The 18,009-nt window shown below is 56.2% G+C and carries 14 protein-coding genes; 4 read left to right on the top strand and 10 right to left on the bottom strand.

All coding sequences use genetic code 11. From position 1 onward, the window contains the following. Positions 1 to 37 precede the first annotated feature (37 nt). The 6 genes from cstA to entC form a co-directional block, all read right to left on the bottom strand. Positions 38 to 2,143 carry a pyruvate/proton symporter CstA gene (gene cstA / locus FDX09_RS06950; protein WP_006685575.1) on the bottom strand — a complete coding sequence of 702 codons (2,106 nt, stop codon included), beginning with the start codon at positions 2,141 to 2,143 and terminating at the stop codon, positions 38 to 40. A 184-nt stretch (positions 2,144 to 2,327) separates the two neighbouring features. Continuing rightward, positions 2,328 to 2,741: a proofreading thioesterase EntH gene (entH, locus tag FDX09_RS06945; RefSeq protein WP_137347016.1), complete on the bottom strand. Its 414-nt coding sequence runs from the start codon at positions 2,739 to 2,741 to the stop codon at positions 2,328 to 2,330. A gap of 2 nt (positions 2,742 to 2,743) precedes the next feature. Next, entirely contained in the window at positions 2,744 to 3,499 is a 756-nt protein-coding gene (gene entA, locus FDX09_RS06940) for a 2,3-dihydro-2,3-dihydroxybenzoate dehydrogenase EntA (RefSeq protein ID WP_137346967.1), read from the bottom strand. Continuing rightward, positions 3,499 to 4,356, bottom strand: a complete 858-nt coding sequence (locus FDX09_RS06935) for an isochorismatase (protein ID WP_038638636.1) — start codon at positions 4,354 to 4,356, stop codon at positions 3,499 to 3,501. Before FDX09_RS06935 ends, entA begins: the two co-directional genes overlap by 1 nt. 13 nt (positions 4,357 to 4,369) lie before the next feature. Then, positions 4,370 to 5,980 (bottom strand): (2,3-dihydroxybenzoyl)adenylate synthase EntE, encoded by a 1,611-nt coding sequence (gene entE / locus FDX09_RS06930; protein WP_137347015.1) that lies wholly within the window; start codon positions 5,978 to 5,980, stop codon positions 4,370 to 4,372. 9 nt (positions 5,981 to 5,989) lie between these two features. Further along, complete coding sequence (entC, locus tag FDX09_RS06925) at positions 5,990 to 7,165, bottom strand: isochorismate synthase EntC (protein ID WP_137346966.1); 1,176 nt, start codon at positions 7,163 to 7,165, stop codon at positions 5,990 to 5,992. Positions 7,166 to 7,352: 187 nt separating this feature from the next. Here entC and fepB point away from each other — a divergent pair, with 187 nt between their 5' ends. After that, positions 7,353 to 8,309: a Fe2+-enterobactin ABC transporter substrate-binding protein gene (fepB, locus tag FDX09_RS06920; RefSeq protein WP_121528740.1), complete on the top strand. Its 957-nt coding sequence runs from the start codon at positions 7,353 to 7,355 to the stop codon at positions 8,307 to 8,309. A gap of 39 nt (positions 8,310 to 8,348) precedes the next feature. Here the strand turns inward: fepB and entS are convergent, their stop codons facing one another. Continuing rightward, positions 8,349 to 9,584, bottom strand: a complete 1,236-nt coding sequence (gene entS / locus FDX09_RS06915) for an enterobactin transporter EntS (RefSeq protein ID WP_137346965.1) — start codon at positions 9,582 to 9,584, stop codon at positions 8,349 to 8,351. Positions 9,585 to 9,693: 109 nt separating this feature from the next. On the opposite strand from entS, the gene fepD reads away from it, so the two are divergent. Genes fepD through fepC form a run of 3 tightly spaced genes read left to right on the top strand, consistent with a single transcriptional unit; the run spans position 9,694 to position 12,484 of the window. Next, the gene (gene fepD / locus FDX09_RS06910; RefSeq protein ID WP_121528738.1) at positions 9,694 to 10,701 is read left to right on the top strand and encodes a Fe(3+)-siderophore ABC transporter permease; all 1,008 of its coding nucleotides are present in this window, start codon (positions 9,694 to 9,696) and stop codon (positions 10,699 to 10,701) included. Continuing rightward, a complete protein-coding gene (gene fepG, locus FDX09_RS06905) occupies positions 10,698 to 11,690 on the top strand; it encodes an iron-enterobactin ABC transporter permease (RefSeq protein ID WP_170973230.1) in 993 nt (330 codons plus the stop codon). The genes fepD and fepG overlap by 4 nt, the downstream gene beginning before the upstream one ends. Further along, positions 11,687 to 12,484 (top strand): iron-enterobactin ABC transporter ATP-binding protein, encoded by a 798-nt coding sequence (fepC, locus tag FDX09_RS06900; protein ID WP_038638617.1) that lies wholly within the window; start codon positions 11,687 to 11,689, stop codon positions 12,482 to 12,484. The genes fepG and fepC overlap by 4 nt, the downstream gene beginning before the upstream one ends. 45 nt (positions 12,485 to 12,529) lie before the next feature. Here fepC and wzz(fepE) read toward each other — a convergent pair whose 3' ends face one another. From wzz(fepE) to FDX09_RS06885, 3 genes are all read right to left on the bottom strand, one after another. Then, entirely contained in the window at positions 12,530 to 13,663 is a 1,134-nt protein-coding gene (gene wzz(fepE), locus FDX09_RS06895; RefSeq protein ID WP_121528737.1) for an LPS O-antigen length regulator Wzz(fepE), read from the bottom strand. A 227-nt stretch (positions 13,664 to 13,890) separates the two neighbouring features. After that, a complete protein-coding gene (gene entF / locus FDX09_RS06890) occupies positions 13,891 to 17,781 on the bottom strand; it encodes an enterobactin non-ribosomal peptide synthetase EntF (RefSeq protein ID WP_137346964.1) in 3,891 nt (1,296 codons plus the stop codon). After that, positions 17,778 to 17,996, bottom strand: coding sequence for an MbtH family protein (locus FDX09_RS06885; RefSeq protein WP_087857112.1), 219 nt, complete (start codon positions 17,994 to 17,996; stop codon positions 17,778 to 17,780). Before FDX09_RS06885 ends, entF begins: the two co-directional genes overlap by 4 nt. Positions 17,997 to 18,009 lie beyond the last annotated feature (13 nt).

The following is an 18,009-nucleotide window of genomic DNA, read 5'->3' as shown; positions in this document are numbered from 1 at the left end:
TCCCCGTACCGGAGAGGGCTTGTTGGTTAAGAGAATATTAGTGCGCGCCTTTCGCCTGCGCCACGATCTCTTCGACATTCTCAGGCATTGGTTCGTACGGCGTTTCTTTCGAAGTCGGTTTGTCCTCTTTCAGCGCTGCCAGCGCAGTTTTAATCGAGAACAGCCCCAGCACCACGACGACCACCATGAAGAAAATAGTGAGGCCCGCGTCCAGGCGGTTGTTAAACACCAGTTGCGTCAGCTGCGACTGGGTGTACTGTGCCGGAATATTACCGCTGTCGATCATCGCCTGGAACTTGTTGGCGATAGCCAGGAAGCCAATTTTCGCATCCGGGCTAAACGCTTTCTGCCAGCCCGCAGTCAGAGTACAAATCAGCAGCCAGGCCGTTGGCACCAGCGCCACCCATGCGTAGCGCTGACGTTTCATCTTGAACAGCACCACCGCACAGAGCATCAATGCCATACCGGCCAGCATCTGGTTGGCGATACCAAACAGCGGCCACAGGGTGTTGATACCGCCCAGTGGATCCACCACGCCCTGGTGTAAGAAGTAACCCCAGGCCAGTACGCACAGCGCTGTAGCCAGCAGGTTCGCAGGCAGTGAGTCGGTACGTTTCAGGCTCGGTGATACCACGCCCAACAGATCCTGCAGCATAAAGCGTGCGGCGCGTGTACCGGCGTCAACCGCCGTCAGAATAAACAGGGCTTCAAACAGAATGGCGAAGTGATACCAGAACGCCACATCCATCATGCCGCCCAGCGCACCATGCAGAATATACGCCATCCCAACGGCCAGCGTCGGCGCACCGCCTGCGCGGGAAATGATGGATTGTTCGCCGACTTCATTGGCGATTTGATGCAAGGTGTCCGGAGTAATAGCAAAGCCCCAACTGCTGACCACCTGCGCCGCAGAAGCCACGACATCCGCCGTACCCGCCGGAGCCAACACCGCCATCGGGCTGTTCATCGCAAAGTACACGCCCGGATCGATGATGCACGCGGAAACCAGCGCCATAATGGCGACAAAGGATTCCATTAACATTCCGCCATAGCCGATAAAACAGGCCTGCCCTTCGTTCGCCAGCATCTTCGGCGTGGTACCGGAAGAGATCAGCGCGTGGAAGCCAGATACCGCACCACAGGCAATGGTAATAAACAGGAACGGGAACAGGTTACCGGTCCAGACCGGGCCAGTACCGTCAACAAACTTGGTCAGCGCAGGCATGGTCAGCGTCGGACGCATGATCAAAATCCCTACCGCCAGGCCAACAATGGTGCCGATTTTCAGGAAAGTAGAGAGATAATCACGTGGGGCCAGCAACAGCCATACCGGCAGCACGGCAGCGACAAAGCCGTAGCCCACCAGCATCCACGTCAGTTGTACGCCGGTAAAGTCAAAATACGGTGCCCAGGTCGGACTTTCGGCCACCCAACCGCCGGAAATAATGGCAAACACCAGGAATACCAGACCGATGACCGACACTTCGCCAATGCGGCCCGGACGCAGATAACGCAGGTAGATCCCCATAAAGATCGCCAGCGGAATGGTAAACGCGACGGTATAGGTTCCCCACGGGCTGTGGGTCAGCGCTTTCACGACGATCATCGCCAGTACCGCGAGGATAATCACCATGATCATAAAACAGGCTACCAGCGCAATAACGCCCGCCGTTGGGCCCATCTCTTCTTTCACCAGTTCGCCAAGGGAACGACCATCGCGACGGGTAGAAACAAACAGCACCATGAAGTCCTGCACAGCCCCCGCGAGTACCACCCCGGCAAGCAGCCAGATCATACCCGGCAGATAACCCATTTGTGCCGCCAGTACCGGCCCGACTAACGGGCCCGCCCCGGCAATCGCCGCAAAATGGTGACCGAACAGCACTTTTTTATCGGTAGGAACATAATCCAGACCGTCGTTATGGCGCACGGCTGGCGTCATACGCGTCGGGTCCAGCGCCAGCACATTTTTCGCAATGTACAGGCCATAGAAACGGTAAGCGATAAGGTAGACACAGACCGACGCCACGACTATCCACAACGCGTTGATCTGTTCACCACGGTTTAATGCGATATAGCCGAGGGCAAATGCTCCCATCACGGAGAGCACTGTCCAGACGAGGTACTTCCCTGATTTATTCATATTGATTATCCGTTGTCCAGGTCAGAGAGATGTTACATTTTGTTTCTATAACATCTTTTCTGAATTTAACAACATGACAACCATACAAACCCGAAGTATCACTGAGTTTTTACATTGCAGTGTTAACTAGATCACTTCATTTACCTGTTAACCCTGCAATTTCATTTTACTTTGTCGGGCGACTTCACCCCATCACCGCAGTACCTAATCGGCAGGTACAACAGCGTCGTCCTTGCTCATCAAAGATGACGATTTCCCAGCTTTGATTCTGCCGTCCAAGATGCAGCGGCTGACAAACGCCGCGCACTTTGCCCTGCGAAACCGCCCGATGGTGCGTGGCGTTCAGTTCTGTACCGACTACACACTGCCCGTCGCGGGTCATCAGATAACCCGCCATTGAACCCAATGTTTCGGCCAGTGCCGCCGACGCGCCGCCGTGCAGCAAACCAAACGGCTGATGCGTGCGGGTATCAACTGGCATTTCGGCCTCCAGCACATCATCGCCCAGTCGGGTATAAAGGATGCCTAAGTGCGCGACCATGTTGTTGTGGCTGGTGGCATTCAATTCATCCAGCGTGAGATGGCGTTTCCAGATCATCATCATGCTCCCAGCGTTGAGCCGCCATCCACCACGATATCCTGTAGCGTAATGTGGCTGGCAAGGTCGGAGGCGAGGAATAAAATGGTGTTGGCGATCTCCTGCGGTCGGGCGATTTTCCCCAACGGGATACCGAGTTTAAACTGTTCGCCAAACCCGCGAATACGCTGCTCCTCCGCGTCATCACTGACCCATAACGTGCGCTGCATGTCAGTATCGGTCGAGCCTGGCGAAACCACATTACAGCGCACACCGCTGCCCGCCAGTTCCAGTCCGACGGTGAGCGCCAGGCTTTTTAGCGCGGCTTTTGACGCCCCATAAGCACTCATGCCGATACGCGGTGTGTGCGCCGCATCTGAGGCGACGGTCACGATCGCCCCGCCCTGCTGGCGACGAAACTGCGCCATCGTCTGCTGAAACAGATTGAACGCGCCGCCAACGTTAACGGCAAACGTCTGCTGCCACTCTTCAACGCTCAGTGCGTCAGTGGCCCCCATGCGCAGAATACCGGCGGCATTGACCAACACATCCAGCCGCTCGCATGCTTTAAGGACTCGCTGGCACACCTCAGCCACCTGCCCGGCATCGGCCACATTCAGCACTTCGGTCGCAAACGGGTAGTTATCCTGAGGAAATTCGCGATCGAAGCCAGTCACCTGCGCGCCGGCTTTCACAAATGCCAGTGCCGTAGTGTAGCCAATGCCTTTACCCGCGCCGGTCACCCAGATGGTTTTCCCGGTAAAATCAAATCCGGCCATCAGTTCACCTCGCGGGAGAGTAGCTTCCACCAGGCGTCTATGGTCGGGTTTTTCGCCAGCATCACGAAATCAATATCGCCATGAACTTTACGCCAGCGTGCCGCCAGCGCCATCATGCGCACGGAATCCAGCCCGTAGTCGATCAGGTTTTCGTCATCCATTGGCTCCTCGGACTCATCCAACAGCGGCAGAATCACGCTGCGCAGCGCCTCTTTACTCGCCGGAACCGGCGTTGGCAAAAGTTCCTGGGTCATCACCACCCGACCGGAACGTCCCGCCACGTATTTCAGCGACATCAGGTGTTCATCACGGCTGAAGTCCGCCAACGCATCGGCGACCATAAACGGCTTGATATCGCGCATGAACGCGTCAGTCGCAGTGGTCATGCAGCCAATATGGGCATACACACCGGTAATAATCAGTTGATTTCGGCCAGTATCTTTAAGCATCTGCTCCAGCGGAGAGCGATGAAATGCGCTGTAACGCCATTTCACCAGGATGGTATCCGCCTCATCGGGAGCCAGCGCATCAACGATCTTTTGCTGTTCCGGCGAACGCGTCAGGCCTGGTCCCCACATATCATTCAGCAGGGCGCGGTCTTCATCGCTCTGTTCTTTGGGTTGCGCGGTGTAATACACCGGAATGTTGTGCTCTTTGCAGAACTGACGCAGTGCGGCAATGTTAGCCACCACTTGCGCCATCATCGGGCAGTTATCCCCCCAAAAGCCGATAAAATAGTCCTGCATGTCGTGGATCAGCAGCGCGGCGCGTTCAGGTTCAAACGTCCAGTCGACTTTATTGGCTGGAACATCAAGCGCCGTAGGCAGTGCATAAGCCTGCAGTTTAGGAATTGCCATCTCTTTTTCTCCTTCAGGCCAGTGAACGTGACGCCAGCCACTGACGTAATTGTTTTTTATCCACTTTACCGACCGGGGTTAGCGGGAGTGACTCAACGCACTCCACACGGTCAGGTAATTTGAATTCCGCTACGCCCTGGTCACGCAGGAAACGGCGCGCCTGCACCGCGCGCAGCGGCTCTTTCACCACCAGCCATGCACAGCTTTTCTCGCCCATCAGTTCGTCATCCATACTGACCAGAGCGGCATGGATCACCGATGGGTGGCGTAACAGCAGATTTTCAATTTCTTCTGCTGCGATCTTCTCGCCACCCCGGTTGATCTGATCTTTCTCACGTCCTTGTACGGTGATATAGCCATCCTGATCGATAGCGATCAGATCGCCGGAGCAGTAAAAACCGTTGGCGTCAAAGGCGCTGGCATTGTGCTCCGGGCTGTTGAAGTAACCCCGGAAGGTGTACGGACCTCGCGTCATCAGGCGGCCCGTTTCGCCCTGCGCCAGGGGATTACCATCAGCATCGGCGACCCAGACTTCATCATCCGGACACATCGGACGGCCCTGGGTATTGATGATGCGCTCAGGGCTGTCGTCCAGACGGGTGTAGTTCACCAGCCCTTCCGCCATGCCAAAAACCTGCTGCAACTGGCAGCCAATCTCCGCCGGAATACGCGCCGCAAGCGAGGCGGAAAGCCGTGCCCCACCGACCTGCAGCAGCGTCAGCGAAGCCAATTGCGCATTGCTCCCCCACTCCGCAATCGCCTGCAGCCACAGGCTCACCGCCGGCGGCACCAGCGCCGTGACGTTAACCTGATGCTGTTCAATCAGCGGGAAGCACAGGGTTGCGCTCGGGTCAGCCGCCAGAACCACGGTGCCGCCAGCCAGGAACACGCCAAGCGAACCAGGCGAACTCATGGCGTAGTTATGCGCCGCCGGGATCGCGCACAGATAGCGCGTTTCCCCGGTGAAGCGGCAGATCTCATTACTGCGACGCACGCTGTAGTAGTAATCGTTATGGGTACGAGGAATAAGCTTCGGCGTCCCGGTGGTACCGCCAGAAAGCTGGAAGTACGCCACTTCATCAGCAGGCGATGGCGTCGCGGTAAAATCAGCCGCAGGCTGGTCTATCGCCATTTGCAGGTTATGTTCGCCTTCATCATTGCGCAGTTGCACCACGCGCACTGAATTGTGTTCAGCCACAAAGGTATTGAGAAAATCTTCCCCGCTAAACAGCGCATGCTGGCGATCGGCGATCAGTAACGCGGGTGCGATCTGTTTAGCATAAGCATTGAGTTCGTTACGCTGATGGCTAAACAGCGCCAGCACCGGAGCGACGCCCAGCTTGAGCAGCGCAAAGAAGGTGATGTACAGCTCCGCCACATTGCCCAACTGCACCAGCGCGGTTTCGCCAGGTTTGATTCCCTGACGACGCAGGCTGCAGGCGAGATTGTCAGTCGCCTGATTCAACTGGCGATAGCTCAGATGGCGTTCACCATCAATGACCGCCGTATGGTCGCTCTCGGCGTGACGGGTCAGAATGTCGGTCAGCGGCAAATCCTGCCAGTAGCCTTTTTCACGGTAACGGCGGGCAAACTCCTCCGGCCAACGGGTGAAAGGAATACTCATCATGACTCCTTAATGCAGTCCAAAAACATTCAACATGGTGGCAAGCTTGGCTCCCGTTTCACGCCATTCCGCAACCGGAGAAGACGCAGGCACAATACCGGCACCGGCAAAGAAACGAACCTGATTACGCAGCAGCTTCGCGCAGCGGATCGTCACCACCCATTCGCCATTACCTTCAGCATCACACCAGCCGACGATGCCGCCGAACAAGTCGCGATCGAACGGCTCCAGCTCGGCGATAATGTTGCGCGCAACCTGATGCGGGAAACCGCTCAGCGCAGGCGTCGGATGCAACAGGCACGCCAGCGTCAGCGCGTTTTCCTCTGCGTTGGCTTTTCCTTCAAACGGCGTGCCGAGGTGCCAGAGCGTAGGCGTAGTGACCAGTTGCGGAGAGGAAGGCAGTTGCAATTCACTGCTGCGATCGCGCAACACGGCTTTCATCGCCTGCGTCACCAGGTCGTGCTCATGGCGGTCCTTCTCAGATGCCAGCAGGCGGATCCCCGCTTCCCTGTCCAGCACATCATCAGGCTGACGGCGCGCCGAACCGGCCAGCGGCAGCGAGCTAAAACGATCGCCTTCTTTGCGCAACAGCAGTTCCGGGCTGGCGCCAAGCAATACGCCACCGTCTTCAATGGGGACATGGAAGTTGTAACTCGCCGGATTTTGCGCCACCAGACGCTCCAGCAGCGCACCGCTGTCAATGTTGGCATCGGTGGTGATATCGATCAGACGTGACAACACCACTTTGTCGACTTCCGGCGTGGCCGTCAGCGCAGCCGCCCGGGCAACCATCTCTTCAAAAAAGTCCTGTTCCGGAATCGATTTACGCTCAACGACGTTTAATGACTGATGCCGGGTAAAGTAACGTGATGATTGCTGCTTTGCCGTGCGAGAGAAGCTCTGCCACGATTGGGGAATAAACAGCGATGATGGCTGGCGGGTATCGAAAGGAATTGCCCCGACCATAATGGGGTTAGCGATGCCCTGCGATTTGGCATCAGCAAACAGTGCGTGCATTTTGTGTTGGAAAGGGCTGTCTGGCGAATCGCCATCAATTGCCGGTTCCGCATAGCGGGCGAAGCATCCTGACGTCGTAAAACTACGATACGGCGACATAAAGAAAAAACTGTCGGGAGCGAGCGTCGGCATAGTCTGCGTTTTTTCCTCGGCCAGTGACATATCCATATCATCCTCCAAAAATGATAAAGGCTCTAATAATGATTATCATTTATATTTTCGGTCGCTAACCTAAAAGCAAAGCGGCTGTATGTCAACTCTTGTGGCAGCACAATGTGCGACTTTGGCTTGCATCCTCGCCCGCTAACAATGAAAATGAGAAGCATTAACCATACTGATAACAGGAAGCTGATTCGTGAGTCTCCCCTCTTTTCGTCGCACCGTGCTTTTACTGACTGGTTTGTTTATTTCAGGAATTTCTTTAGGTCACGCCGCCGACTGGCCGCGTCAGATCACCGACAGCCGTGGCACGCATACGCTGGAGCATAAGCCGCAGCGCATTGTCTCCACCAGCGTCACCCTTACCGGCTCGCTGCTGGCGATTGATGCCCCGGTCATCGCCAGCGGCGCCACCACGCCGAACAACCGCATTGGCGATGCGCAGGGCTTTTTACGTCAATGGAGCGACGTGGCCAGGGAACGCAAACTCAGCCGTCTGTACATCGGCGAACCAAGTGCGGAAGCCGTCGCGGCACAAATGCCGGATCTGATTCTGGTAAGCGCCACCGGCGGCGACTCCGCCCTCGCGCTATACGATCAGTTGTCCACCATTGCGCCCACGCTTATCATCAACTACGACGACAAAAGCTGGCAGACGTTGCTGACGCAACTGGGTGAAATTACCGGTCAGGAGCCGCAGGCAGCCGCGCGAATTGCCGAATTTGATAAGCAACTGCAAGCGGTTAAGCAACGGATCACCCTACCGCCGCAGCCGGTCAACGCGCTGGTCTATACCGCGGCGGCGCACAGCGCCAATCTTTGGACGCCTGAGTCGGCACAGGGCAAGCTGATGCAACAGTTAGGCTTCACGCTGGCGCCGCTACCTGCCGGTTTGCACACCAGCCAGAGCCAGGGCAAACGCCACGATATCATCCAGCTTGGCGGTGAAAATCTGGCGGCTGGCCTGAACGGCGAAGCGCTGTTCCTGTTTGCTGGCGACAGCAAAGATGCCGACGCCATTTATGCCAATCCGCTTCTGGCGCATCTGCCAGCCGTGCAGAATAAACGTGTTTACGCCCTGGGCACGGAAACCTTCCGTCTCGACTACTACAGCGCGACGCTGCTGTTGCAACGTCTGTCAGCGCTCTTTTAATCGCCAGCGCCGGATGCGGCTAACGCCCTATCCGGCCCGTCAGGTATTCACAGGCATTTGCCGGAATCGACGTAATTCCCCCAGCAACAACAGCAGTAGCAGACCGACAATCACCAGCCCAAATCCACTTACGCTTGCCGAGGCGACCGGCGTCATCATCGCACCCAAACCACCTAACAACGCCGCGCCAATCGCGTCCCCGGTGACGTTCTGCGCCGTCCACAAACCGTTAATTCGCCCGAGCATCACTTCTGGCGTCTGCGTCTGTAACAGGGTGTACTGCAACAAAGAGCTAACCGCACTTAACCAACCGAACAGCGCCAGGCAGACAACCCCAAGCTCCCAGACCGGCATCAAGCCAAACAGACCGATAGCCAGGAATGAAGCCACGGTAGAACCCAGCATGATCAATCCCGGACGAACGCTGTGCGCCAGCTGTCCGCTGGTCAAAGCGCCCACCGCCGCGCCAAGAGGAATGGCCGCATACAACAAACCAATTTGCGCGCTCGACATCTGCCAGTTAATTGCCAGCGCCGGATACAGCACCCGCACGGCGCTCGCCATGGTCAACAGGCCGCCGAGCAGCGCAATGCCGCCAATCAGCGGACTGGCGAGCAAAAAGCGAAATGCTGCCAGCAGCGATTTCAGCGGATGCTCGCGCGGCTGCGGCGGTGGAGGTAACGCGGGAAGGCTAAGCAGCGGCAGTAAGGTTATGAACGTGCCTGCCGCCGCCAGGCCGTAGTTCCAGGCCACGCCACCGGTCGCCAGCAGTACCCCACCAAGTATCGGCGAAATGACCGAACCCAAACGCACCGTCAGCATGGTAATCGCCCCGGCCTGCATCAAATTCTCCCTCCCGACCAACGCCGGCGTTGCTGCCAGCAAAGCCGTCACGCCCAGCGAGGCAAAGAAACCGTCCCATAAGCCAAGCAGATAAATCGCCAGTAACGACGGTTCGGGCAGCAGCGCATTCAGACACAAACCAATAAAGCCGACGCCACAGGTTCCACGCGCCAACAGGATCACTTTTTTACGCTCATAGCGGTCGGCCAGTACACCGCCAACCATCAGGCCAATAAACATTGCGCTACCGGTCAACGTCACCGATAAACCCACTTGCCAGGTCGACTGGGTCATCATCTGGATCTGTATCGGAACCGCCACACCGAGTAGCCCCAAAGAGACAATGGAAATAAAACGAGCGAGGAAGACGGCGCGAAATGCAGGGTGGGTCTTTAACAGGCTGAGGTTAAGCAGCCAGGATTGTCGATTCATTACAGAGCCTTACCAGGTACTTTTTCAATATCCATTCGATGGCTGCACATGCTAACATATCCAAATAAGATCGATAACGATAATTACTATCATTATCAGGGAAGTTGATATGTCATGCTCTGTTTCCGCGACACGCGCTTTCGCCGTGCCCGGACTATTGTTATTACTTGTTCTCACCACGGTATTAAGTCTGGTTATTGGCGCAAAATCGCTACCTGCATCCGTGGTGCTGGATGCACTCACCGGCAGTTGCCAAAGCGCGGATTGCACCATCGTGCTGGACGCGCGACTGCCACGCACGCTGGCAGGACTGCTCGCCGGCGGCGCGCTGGGTCTGGCGGGCGCCTTAATGCAAACGCTCACGCGTAACCCGCTCGCCGATCCGGGGATCCTTGGGGTTAATTCTGGCGCCAGCTTCGCCATCGTGCTGGGCGCGTCGCTGTTCGGTTTCTCTTCCCCACAGGAACAATTGCTGATGGCTTTTTCCGGGGCGCTGATCGCCTCGCTGATTGTAGCGTTTACCGGTAGCCAGGGCGGCGGGCAGCTCAGTCCGGTACGACTGACGCTGGCGGGCGTTGCGCTGGGTGCAGTGCTCGAGGGGCTATCCAACGGCATCGCCCTACTCAACCCGGACGTCTACGATCAGTTGCGATTCTGGCAGGCCGGTTCTCTGGATATCCGCAGTCTGCAAACGCTGAAGGTGGTGCTGGTGCCGATATTGATTGCCGCGGCTGCCGCATTGTTTCTCAGCCGCGCCCTGAATAGCCTGAGTCTTGGTAGCGACACTGCTACCGCGCTGGGCAGTAAAGTCGCCCGCACGCAGTTTATCGGCCTGCTGGCGATCACCGTCCTGTGCGGCAGCGCGACCGCAATTGTCGGTCCTATCGCCTTTATCGGCCTGATGATGCCGCATATGGCGCGCTGGCTGGTGGGGGCGGATCACCGCTGGTCATTGCCCGTCACCCTGCTGGCAACCCCCTCTCTGCTGTTAATTGCCGATATTATCGGGCGTGTGATTGTCCCCGGCGAACTGCGTGTTTCGGTGGTCAGCGCATTTATCGGCGCGCCGGTGCTCATCTTTCTGGTTCGCCGTAAATCGCGCGGGGGTGGCGCATGATGCACCTCTCCCGTCGTCTGATTATCAGCAGTCTGCTGCTGGTTGTAGGCTGTCTCGCCGTTGGCTTGTGGAGCCTGCGTAGCGGCGTCGTTACGCTGGAAACCCAGCAAATTATTGCCGCCCTGTTTGGTGATGCGCCGCGCAGTATCACGCTGGTGGTCACCGAATGGCGTTTGCCGCGCGTGCTCATGGCGTTATTGATTGGCGCGGCGCTCGGCGTGAGCGGCGCAATATTTCAGTCGCTGATGCGCAACCCGCTGGGCAGCCCGGATGTGATGGGTTTCAATACCGGTGCCTGGAGCGGTGTACTGGTGGCAATGGTGCTGTTTGGACAGCATCTCACCGCTATCGCGCTGGCGGCTATGCTGGGTGGGATCCTGACTTCACTGGTGGTCTGGGCGCTCGCCTGGCGCAACGGCATCGACACCTTCCGGCTGATTATTATCGGTATCGGCATACGCGCTATGCTGGTGGCGTTCAACACCTGGCTGCTGCTGAAAGCGTCATTAGAAACCGCATTAACGGCCGGACTGTGGAACGCCGGCTCGCTCAATGGCCTGACCTGGGCCAAGACCTGGCCTTCTGCCCCGCTGATTATTGTGATGCTGGTGTGCGCCACGCTGCTGGTGCGCCGGATGCGTTTACTGGAAATGGGTGACGACAGCGCCTGTGCGCTAGGCGTCAGCGTTGAGCGTTCGCGTCTGATGATGATGCTGGTCGCCGTGGTACTGACCGCCGCCGCCACCGCGCTGGCAGGTCCAATTTCCTTTATTGCTCTCGTCGCCCCCCATATTGCGCGTCGACTTAGCGGCACATCCCGCTGGGGATTAACCCTGTCAGCGCTATGCGGCGCGCTGCTGCTGCTGATGGCGGATTTATGCGCCCAACAGCTGTTTATGCCTTATCAGCTTCCGGTGGGCGTTGTCACCGTAAGCCTCGGCGGTATTTATCTTATCGTCTTGTTAATTCAGGAGTCCCGCAAAAAATGATCGAATCAGTTGCCCGTTTGCGCGGCGACCAGTTAACGCTGGGTTATGGCAAGTTTACCGTCGCGGAAAATCTCAATGTGTCGATTCCCGACGGTCACTTTACCGCGATTATTGGGCCAAACGGCTGCGGGAAGTCAACGCTACTCCGCACACTGAGTCGTCTGATGACGCCCGCCCACGGCAAGGTTTGGCTCGACGGTGAGCATATTCAGCACTATGCCAGCAAAGAGGTCGCACGCAGAATAGGTTTGCTGGCGCAAAACGCCACCACGCCGGGTGATATTACCGTACAGGAGCTGGTTGCTCGCGGGCGTTACCCACATCAGCCGCTGTTTACCCGCTGGCGGCAAGAAGATGAAATTGCGGTAAACACAGCGATGCAGGCCACAGGGATCACCCATCTGGCGGCGCAAAGTGTAGATACGCTTTCCGGCGGACAACGCCAGCGCGCATGGATAGCAATGGTGCTGGCGCAGGAAACATCGATTATGTTGCTCGATGAACCCACCACCTGGCTGGATATCAGTCATCAGATTGATCTGCTGGAGCTGCTCAGTGAGCTAAACCGGGAGAAGGGTTATACGCTGGCCGCCGTTCTGCACGACCTCAATCAGGCCTGTCGCTACGCAACGCACCTGATTGCGCTGCGTGACGGAAAAATTATTGCCGAGGGGGCGCCGAAGGAGATAGTTACGGCGGAGCTTATCGAAAAAATCTATGGATTACGCTGTATGATTATCGACGATCCGGTTGCCGGCACGCCGTTAGTCGTACCGCTAGGGCGCAACAAATAGCGAGAGTTAACGTATGGCGGCTGCCTGCCGCCATACGGCAATTAATCACACCAGTTGCTGATCGATAAACGCCATTTTTTGCTTACGCGACACCATGGCGTAGTTCAGCAGAACGCCGCCACAGGCCACCATACCACCCAGTAATACGGCCAGAATAACGATCATCGATTTAGCCGGACCATCTTTATGCACTGGCAGTGAAGGTGAAAGCTGATATTTAAACGGCGTAAATTTTACGTCACTCACGTTCATGGCTAACAGTTGATCAACGTGATATTGGCGGTTACGTAATTCTCCGTTAATTTCCGCAACATCTGTTACTGATTTTTCAATTTCTAATTTACGCGAGATACCGTCCGCGCCCAGTGAAATAGAGAAATCAGGATCATCTTTCACCGCCTGGCCATTACTGTAGACCGGCTTTTTAATCCCGGCGGCATTCGCAATCTCCAGGGAGTAGTTGAGGCGCTGAATATTTGCTTCCATCTGGTTTTTGAGCCTGACGCGATCCATCGCCAGTCTTTCTTTTTCATAACTGGTTTTGATGAACAGTTTATTGCGAATATCTTCCAGCGTTTCTTTCTCAACAATAGAAGAAATATAATGGATATAACCCTGTAGCACAGACTGGGCTTCTTCGGCCTGAGGAGCGGTAAAGCTCAGTGTCCATGAGGTATACAGCGAGGTCTCACTCTTTTTTCCCGCATTGCTATCAACCGCGGTCATTTTTTCACCGAGCCTGACGATTGCCCGATGCAGGTCCATTTCGTCAATATCAGCGCCCTTCAATTGCTCCATCACATAGGGTGAAGAACGCAGATAATCTTCTAACAATGAGGGCGACTGAAATTTTTTGATAAACAGGTTAAACACATCACTGCGGCTGACGTTAATATCCATATCCAGCACGCGCAATTTGGTCAACGTATTCTCGAGATCCTGCCACTGAACGGGTTCTGCCGGCGTCACGATGGCCTGACTGGTCCATTTTTGCGGCAGCAGGAAAGAGACCAGAATACCCACGCAGGCAAAAGCGAAAACGGTAGCCACAATTTTCGTCCTGGCGCGCCATAAGATTTCGACCAGGTTAATTAAATCAATTTCGTTGGCGTTTACCGTAGGCTGAGGATAAGCAGTAAATTCTGAAACGTTGTCTTGCTTAATATTCAATGATGACATGTTGCGTGACCTGAAAACTTTCCCAAAAGAAAAACACTCCCGTGGGAGAAGTCTACCAGCTAGTCAGAATTATCTGAAACTTTCTTTACGCATCCGCCCCTACCAAAAATTATCTTCGGAATTTATTCACTCCCTTCGCCACCCAATTCCACACCAAAGCAACAACTCCACAACATGACATTGCATTATGGAGTTGTTCGATTGCCGTAATAGCAAAAGTGACTTTGTTACGCAGATTGATTAATCAACGCATTGATTACAGGCCCTATCGTCACAAACGCGGTGGGAGAAATGATGTCGACATGCGCGCAGTCGTGACGATAAACCTCCAGACTGGATATCCACGGTGACCAACTACGTTCAGGGCTAACGTCCTGCGGTAATGTGCGTTCAGCCACGAACAACGTAGCGTGACCCGCAAAAGCTACGCTGTGGGCTGTGGTTAACAGGCGAACCGCATCCGCATAATTGCCTTCGATAGCGTTGAATAACGCGTCAGACGCATTCCCCTGCTGTGCAGCCAGGAACGCTTCACGTTCACGCTCGATCTCCGCCAGTACGGCAGGATCCAAGCCATTGGCCTCTTTTTCCTGCCAATTTTGCGTTTCAGGCGGCCAGGTATCCAGCAGCCCCAGGAAGGCAACATCCTCCCCCCGGGCGTGTAAACGCGCGGCAATCCCCTGCGCCAGCGTCCCCCCCAGCGAGTAACCTAATAAATAGTATGGACCGTGAGGCTGCTGGTTAAGCAGCGTTGCCAGATGATGGTCACATACCGCATCGAGGTTTTCCGCCGTTTGCATGGGTCCATCCGGTCGCGGCGACTGAATGCCTGTAATCGACCACTGCGGGCTGAGGTAACGCGACAGCACGCTAAACTGCCAGGCAAAACCCGACGCGGGATGGAAGCAAAACAGCGTTGGGCCGTGACTTTCACGCAGCGGCAGCAGCGTCTCAAACCCCAGATGCTGCGACTGTTCATCATCATCACTCTCCAGCAATGCGCTGAGTTGTTCAACGGTAGAAGCCACCATAATCTGACCTGGCGTCACCTGTCGTTCAAACATACGACTCAATTGCGCCGCCAGCTTCATCGCCAGCAGAGAATGTCCGCCCAGCGCGAAGAAATCTGCCTCCACATCATTGACCTCACAATCCAGCAAGGCCGCAAAAGAGTGCGCAATGGTGGTTTCGATCCCAGGGCGCGGCGCACGTCCCGTTGTACGTGATGTTAACTGAGGCATCGGTAACGCTTTACGATCCAATTTACCGTTCGCGCTGAGCGGCAGCTCCGCCAGTTGCAGCAATACCGTCGGCACCATATGCGCTGGCAGTTTTTCGCGCAGACTCTCCCGCAATGCAGAGGTGTCCAGCGGTAAACCCGATTGCGACACCAGATACCCCACCAGTTGACGCGCATCGCCGCCGGTCGCCGCAGCCTGATTAAATACGCAGGCATGGGCAACAGCATGCTCGACGTCGGGCAGTTGCTGCATCATCCGATCAATTTCCCCCAGTTCAATACGCTGTCCGCGAATTTTAAGCTGGTCATCGCTGCGCCCCAGGTATTCCACCGCGCCATTTTCCAGCCAGCGGGCCACATCCCCGGTACGGTACATGCGTTCACCGGCATTAAACGGATCGGCGATAAAGCGGCTTGCCGTCAGATCCGCTCGTCCCAGATAGCCCTGCGCCAGTTGGATCCCCGTCAGGTATAGATCGCCCGCTACGCCGAAGGGCACCGGACGCATCATAGCATCGAGGATCCGCAAACCGGTGTTCCATACCGGATAACCAATCGGCACGCTGTTGCCGGTTACGGCGGCGAGCGCTTCCCCCCAGGCCGGATACCAGCTCACATCAACCGCCGCTTCAGTTGGTCCGTACAAATTGTGCAACGGCGCATGGGTTAACTGTTCCCACTCACGACATAAATCTGCAGGCAAGGCTTCGCCGCTGCAGAATACCTGCTTCAGCGAAGCACAACTTTTCTGCGCAGTTTCTGGCGTCAATGACGCAATAAAAGCAGCCAGCATGGAAGGAACAAAGTGAGTGGTCGTCACCCCGTATTGGGCGAAGAATTGCTGCATCGCCAGCGGATCGCGATGCGCCTCGGGCTCCGCCATCACCAATTTTGCGCCGGCAATAAACGGCCAGAAAAATTCCCACACCGAGACATCAAAACTGCATGGTGTTTTTTGCGCCACCACATCCTCTGCCGTCAGCGGATAGTGATTTTGCATCCATAACAGGCGATTGACGATCGCCGTTTGCCCGACCATCACCCCTTTGGGTCTGCCGGTAGAACCGGAAGTAAAAATGATATAGGCCGTTTGATGCGGTTGAGAGAGGGCCAACGGCGCGGTATCTCCCGCTGGCAGCGGCGCGTTGTAGCACAGACTTTCCAGCCCCGGGATATCGCCAAAGCGCGCCAGTTGATCATCGGTGGCGATCACTAATTTTGGCTTTGCATCTTCGAGCATCATCCGCAGGCGATCGTCCGGGTATCCGGTATCCAATGGCAGCCAGGCGGCTCCGGCTTCAACAATACCGTGCAGCGCCAGCGTCAAGAATACTGAACGCGGTAATGCCACGGCAACGCTGTCACCTGGCTGTACGCCCCGCGCGCGCAGTAGCTGCGCCAGCGCCACAACCTGCTGGCGCATTTCACGATAACTAAACTGATAACGAGCATCGGCCAGCGCCGGGGCATCCGGTGTTTTATCGGCCTGCTGTGCCACTAGCGCGCTCAGCGTCGTGGCCGGGATCTCCACGGTCGTGTCGTTAATCTTCGCCAGTTGCTCATACTCCGCTGGCAACAGCATCCCGGCCTCACCACAGCATAGCGCCGGATTGTCGGCAAACTGTTCGATAAGCGCGGTTAAACGCGATGCGTGTTGCGCCAGTGTCGCGGCATCATAACGCTGTTTATTGGCGAGGATTTCAATACTCAGCCCACCGTTTTCATCCGGGAATAGCGCCAGCTCAAGATCGTTGACCGGGCCTGTCGCCAGGGTATGGGTCTGCGCCTGAACGCCGGGAATATTTAGCTGATAATCGAATATTTTCACGTTCAGCACCGGGCCAAACAGCGGCTCGGTACCGGCTGCACGCCCGCTGTCGCGCACAATTTGTTCAGCGTCATAACGCTGATGTCGGCGCATTTTCTTCAACTGCCCTGCCAACCGCTGTGCCAGCGCAGGCAAGCTTTCTGCCGCATCCAGCCTCACGCCAAAGGGCAAAACGTTTAAAACCGGTCCGGTGGACGTGAGTGCCGCCGATCCCATACGCCGCATAAAGATAAATCCGGCGGCATAATCCATTCGGCTGCATAAACGTCCCAGCCACAACGCTACCAGCGCGAGGGCCAGATCCGCACGCTGCACATCAGGCATACGTGCTGCAAGCTGGCGGAACGCGCCTTCAGGCGCGGTGAGCTTCAGACGAATAATATCGACACTGGCCGAGCGCCCCGGCAACGGTTTGTTCGACAACGACGCCGGGGGCGGTAACTGTTTACGCTGCTCGGTCCAGAAAGTAGCATCACGTTGCCAGGCATCGCTTTGACGATACTGTTGATACTCTTCCACGACCTCGGCAAACGGCGTAAAAGGAGAATCCGGCGTGGGTTCGCCACTCTGCCATGCGCAGTAAATGGCGGCTATCTGGCGGGTAATGGCGGGAAAGCTGAAGCCATCAACCAGCAGATGATGGTAACGCTGATACCAGTACCAGCGGTTATCACCTACCTGAATGAGCTGATGGAAAACCAACGGTTTATGGCCATCAGCGCGTAAGTCCTGTTGCAGATCGGTCTGCATCAGTGCGCGGGCTGCTTTATGTGGGTGAGATTTTTCGCGCAGGTCGAAAATTTCAGGTTCCGCGAAGGTGAGCGCAGGATCAACCCATTGCCAGACCTCGCCGTTATCTTCGCTAAACCGCATCCGCAGAGTATCAGCCTGCTCCAGACCGGCAACGATTGCCTTTGCCAGCAACGGCGCGTTCAGTTCGCCGGTTAATTCTACGTAGTGCGCCACGCTCCACGCCGAGGGCAAGGTGGAGAGTTTTTCCGCCATCCAGATCCCCGGCTGAGCCGCGACTAACGGTAAACGCTGAGTCATGGAGCCTCCTGCACATCAACGTAGTTTGCTGGCGTCAGCGTGGTCCAGTTTGCATCCAGCCATTGCTGGCAGGCTTCCTGCGATTGCGGTTCGCACGCGACTTGCCAGCCAGCAGGAAGTGAGCACTGCTGCGGCCAGAGGCTAAACTGACGCTGTGGGTTTTGCAGAATGTAAAACTGGCCCTGCGGATTATCGAAGGGGTTACTGAACTCCATACTCAACTCCTGT

Origin of the sequence: Citrobacter sp. wls717, assembly GCF_005280955.1 — a bacterium.
In the GTDB taxonomy this organism is placed as follows: Bacteria; Pseudomonadota; Gammaproteobacteria; order Enterobacterales; family Enterobacteriaceae; genus Citrobacter; species Citrobacter werkmanii.
This window is presented reverse-complemented; position numbering and strand designations above follow the sequence as displayed.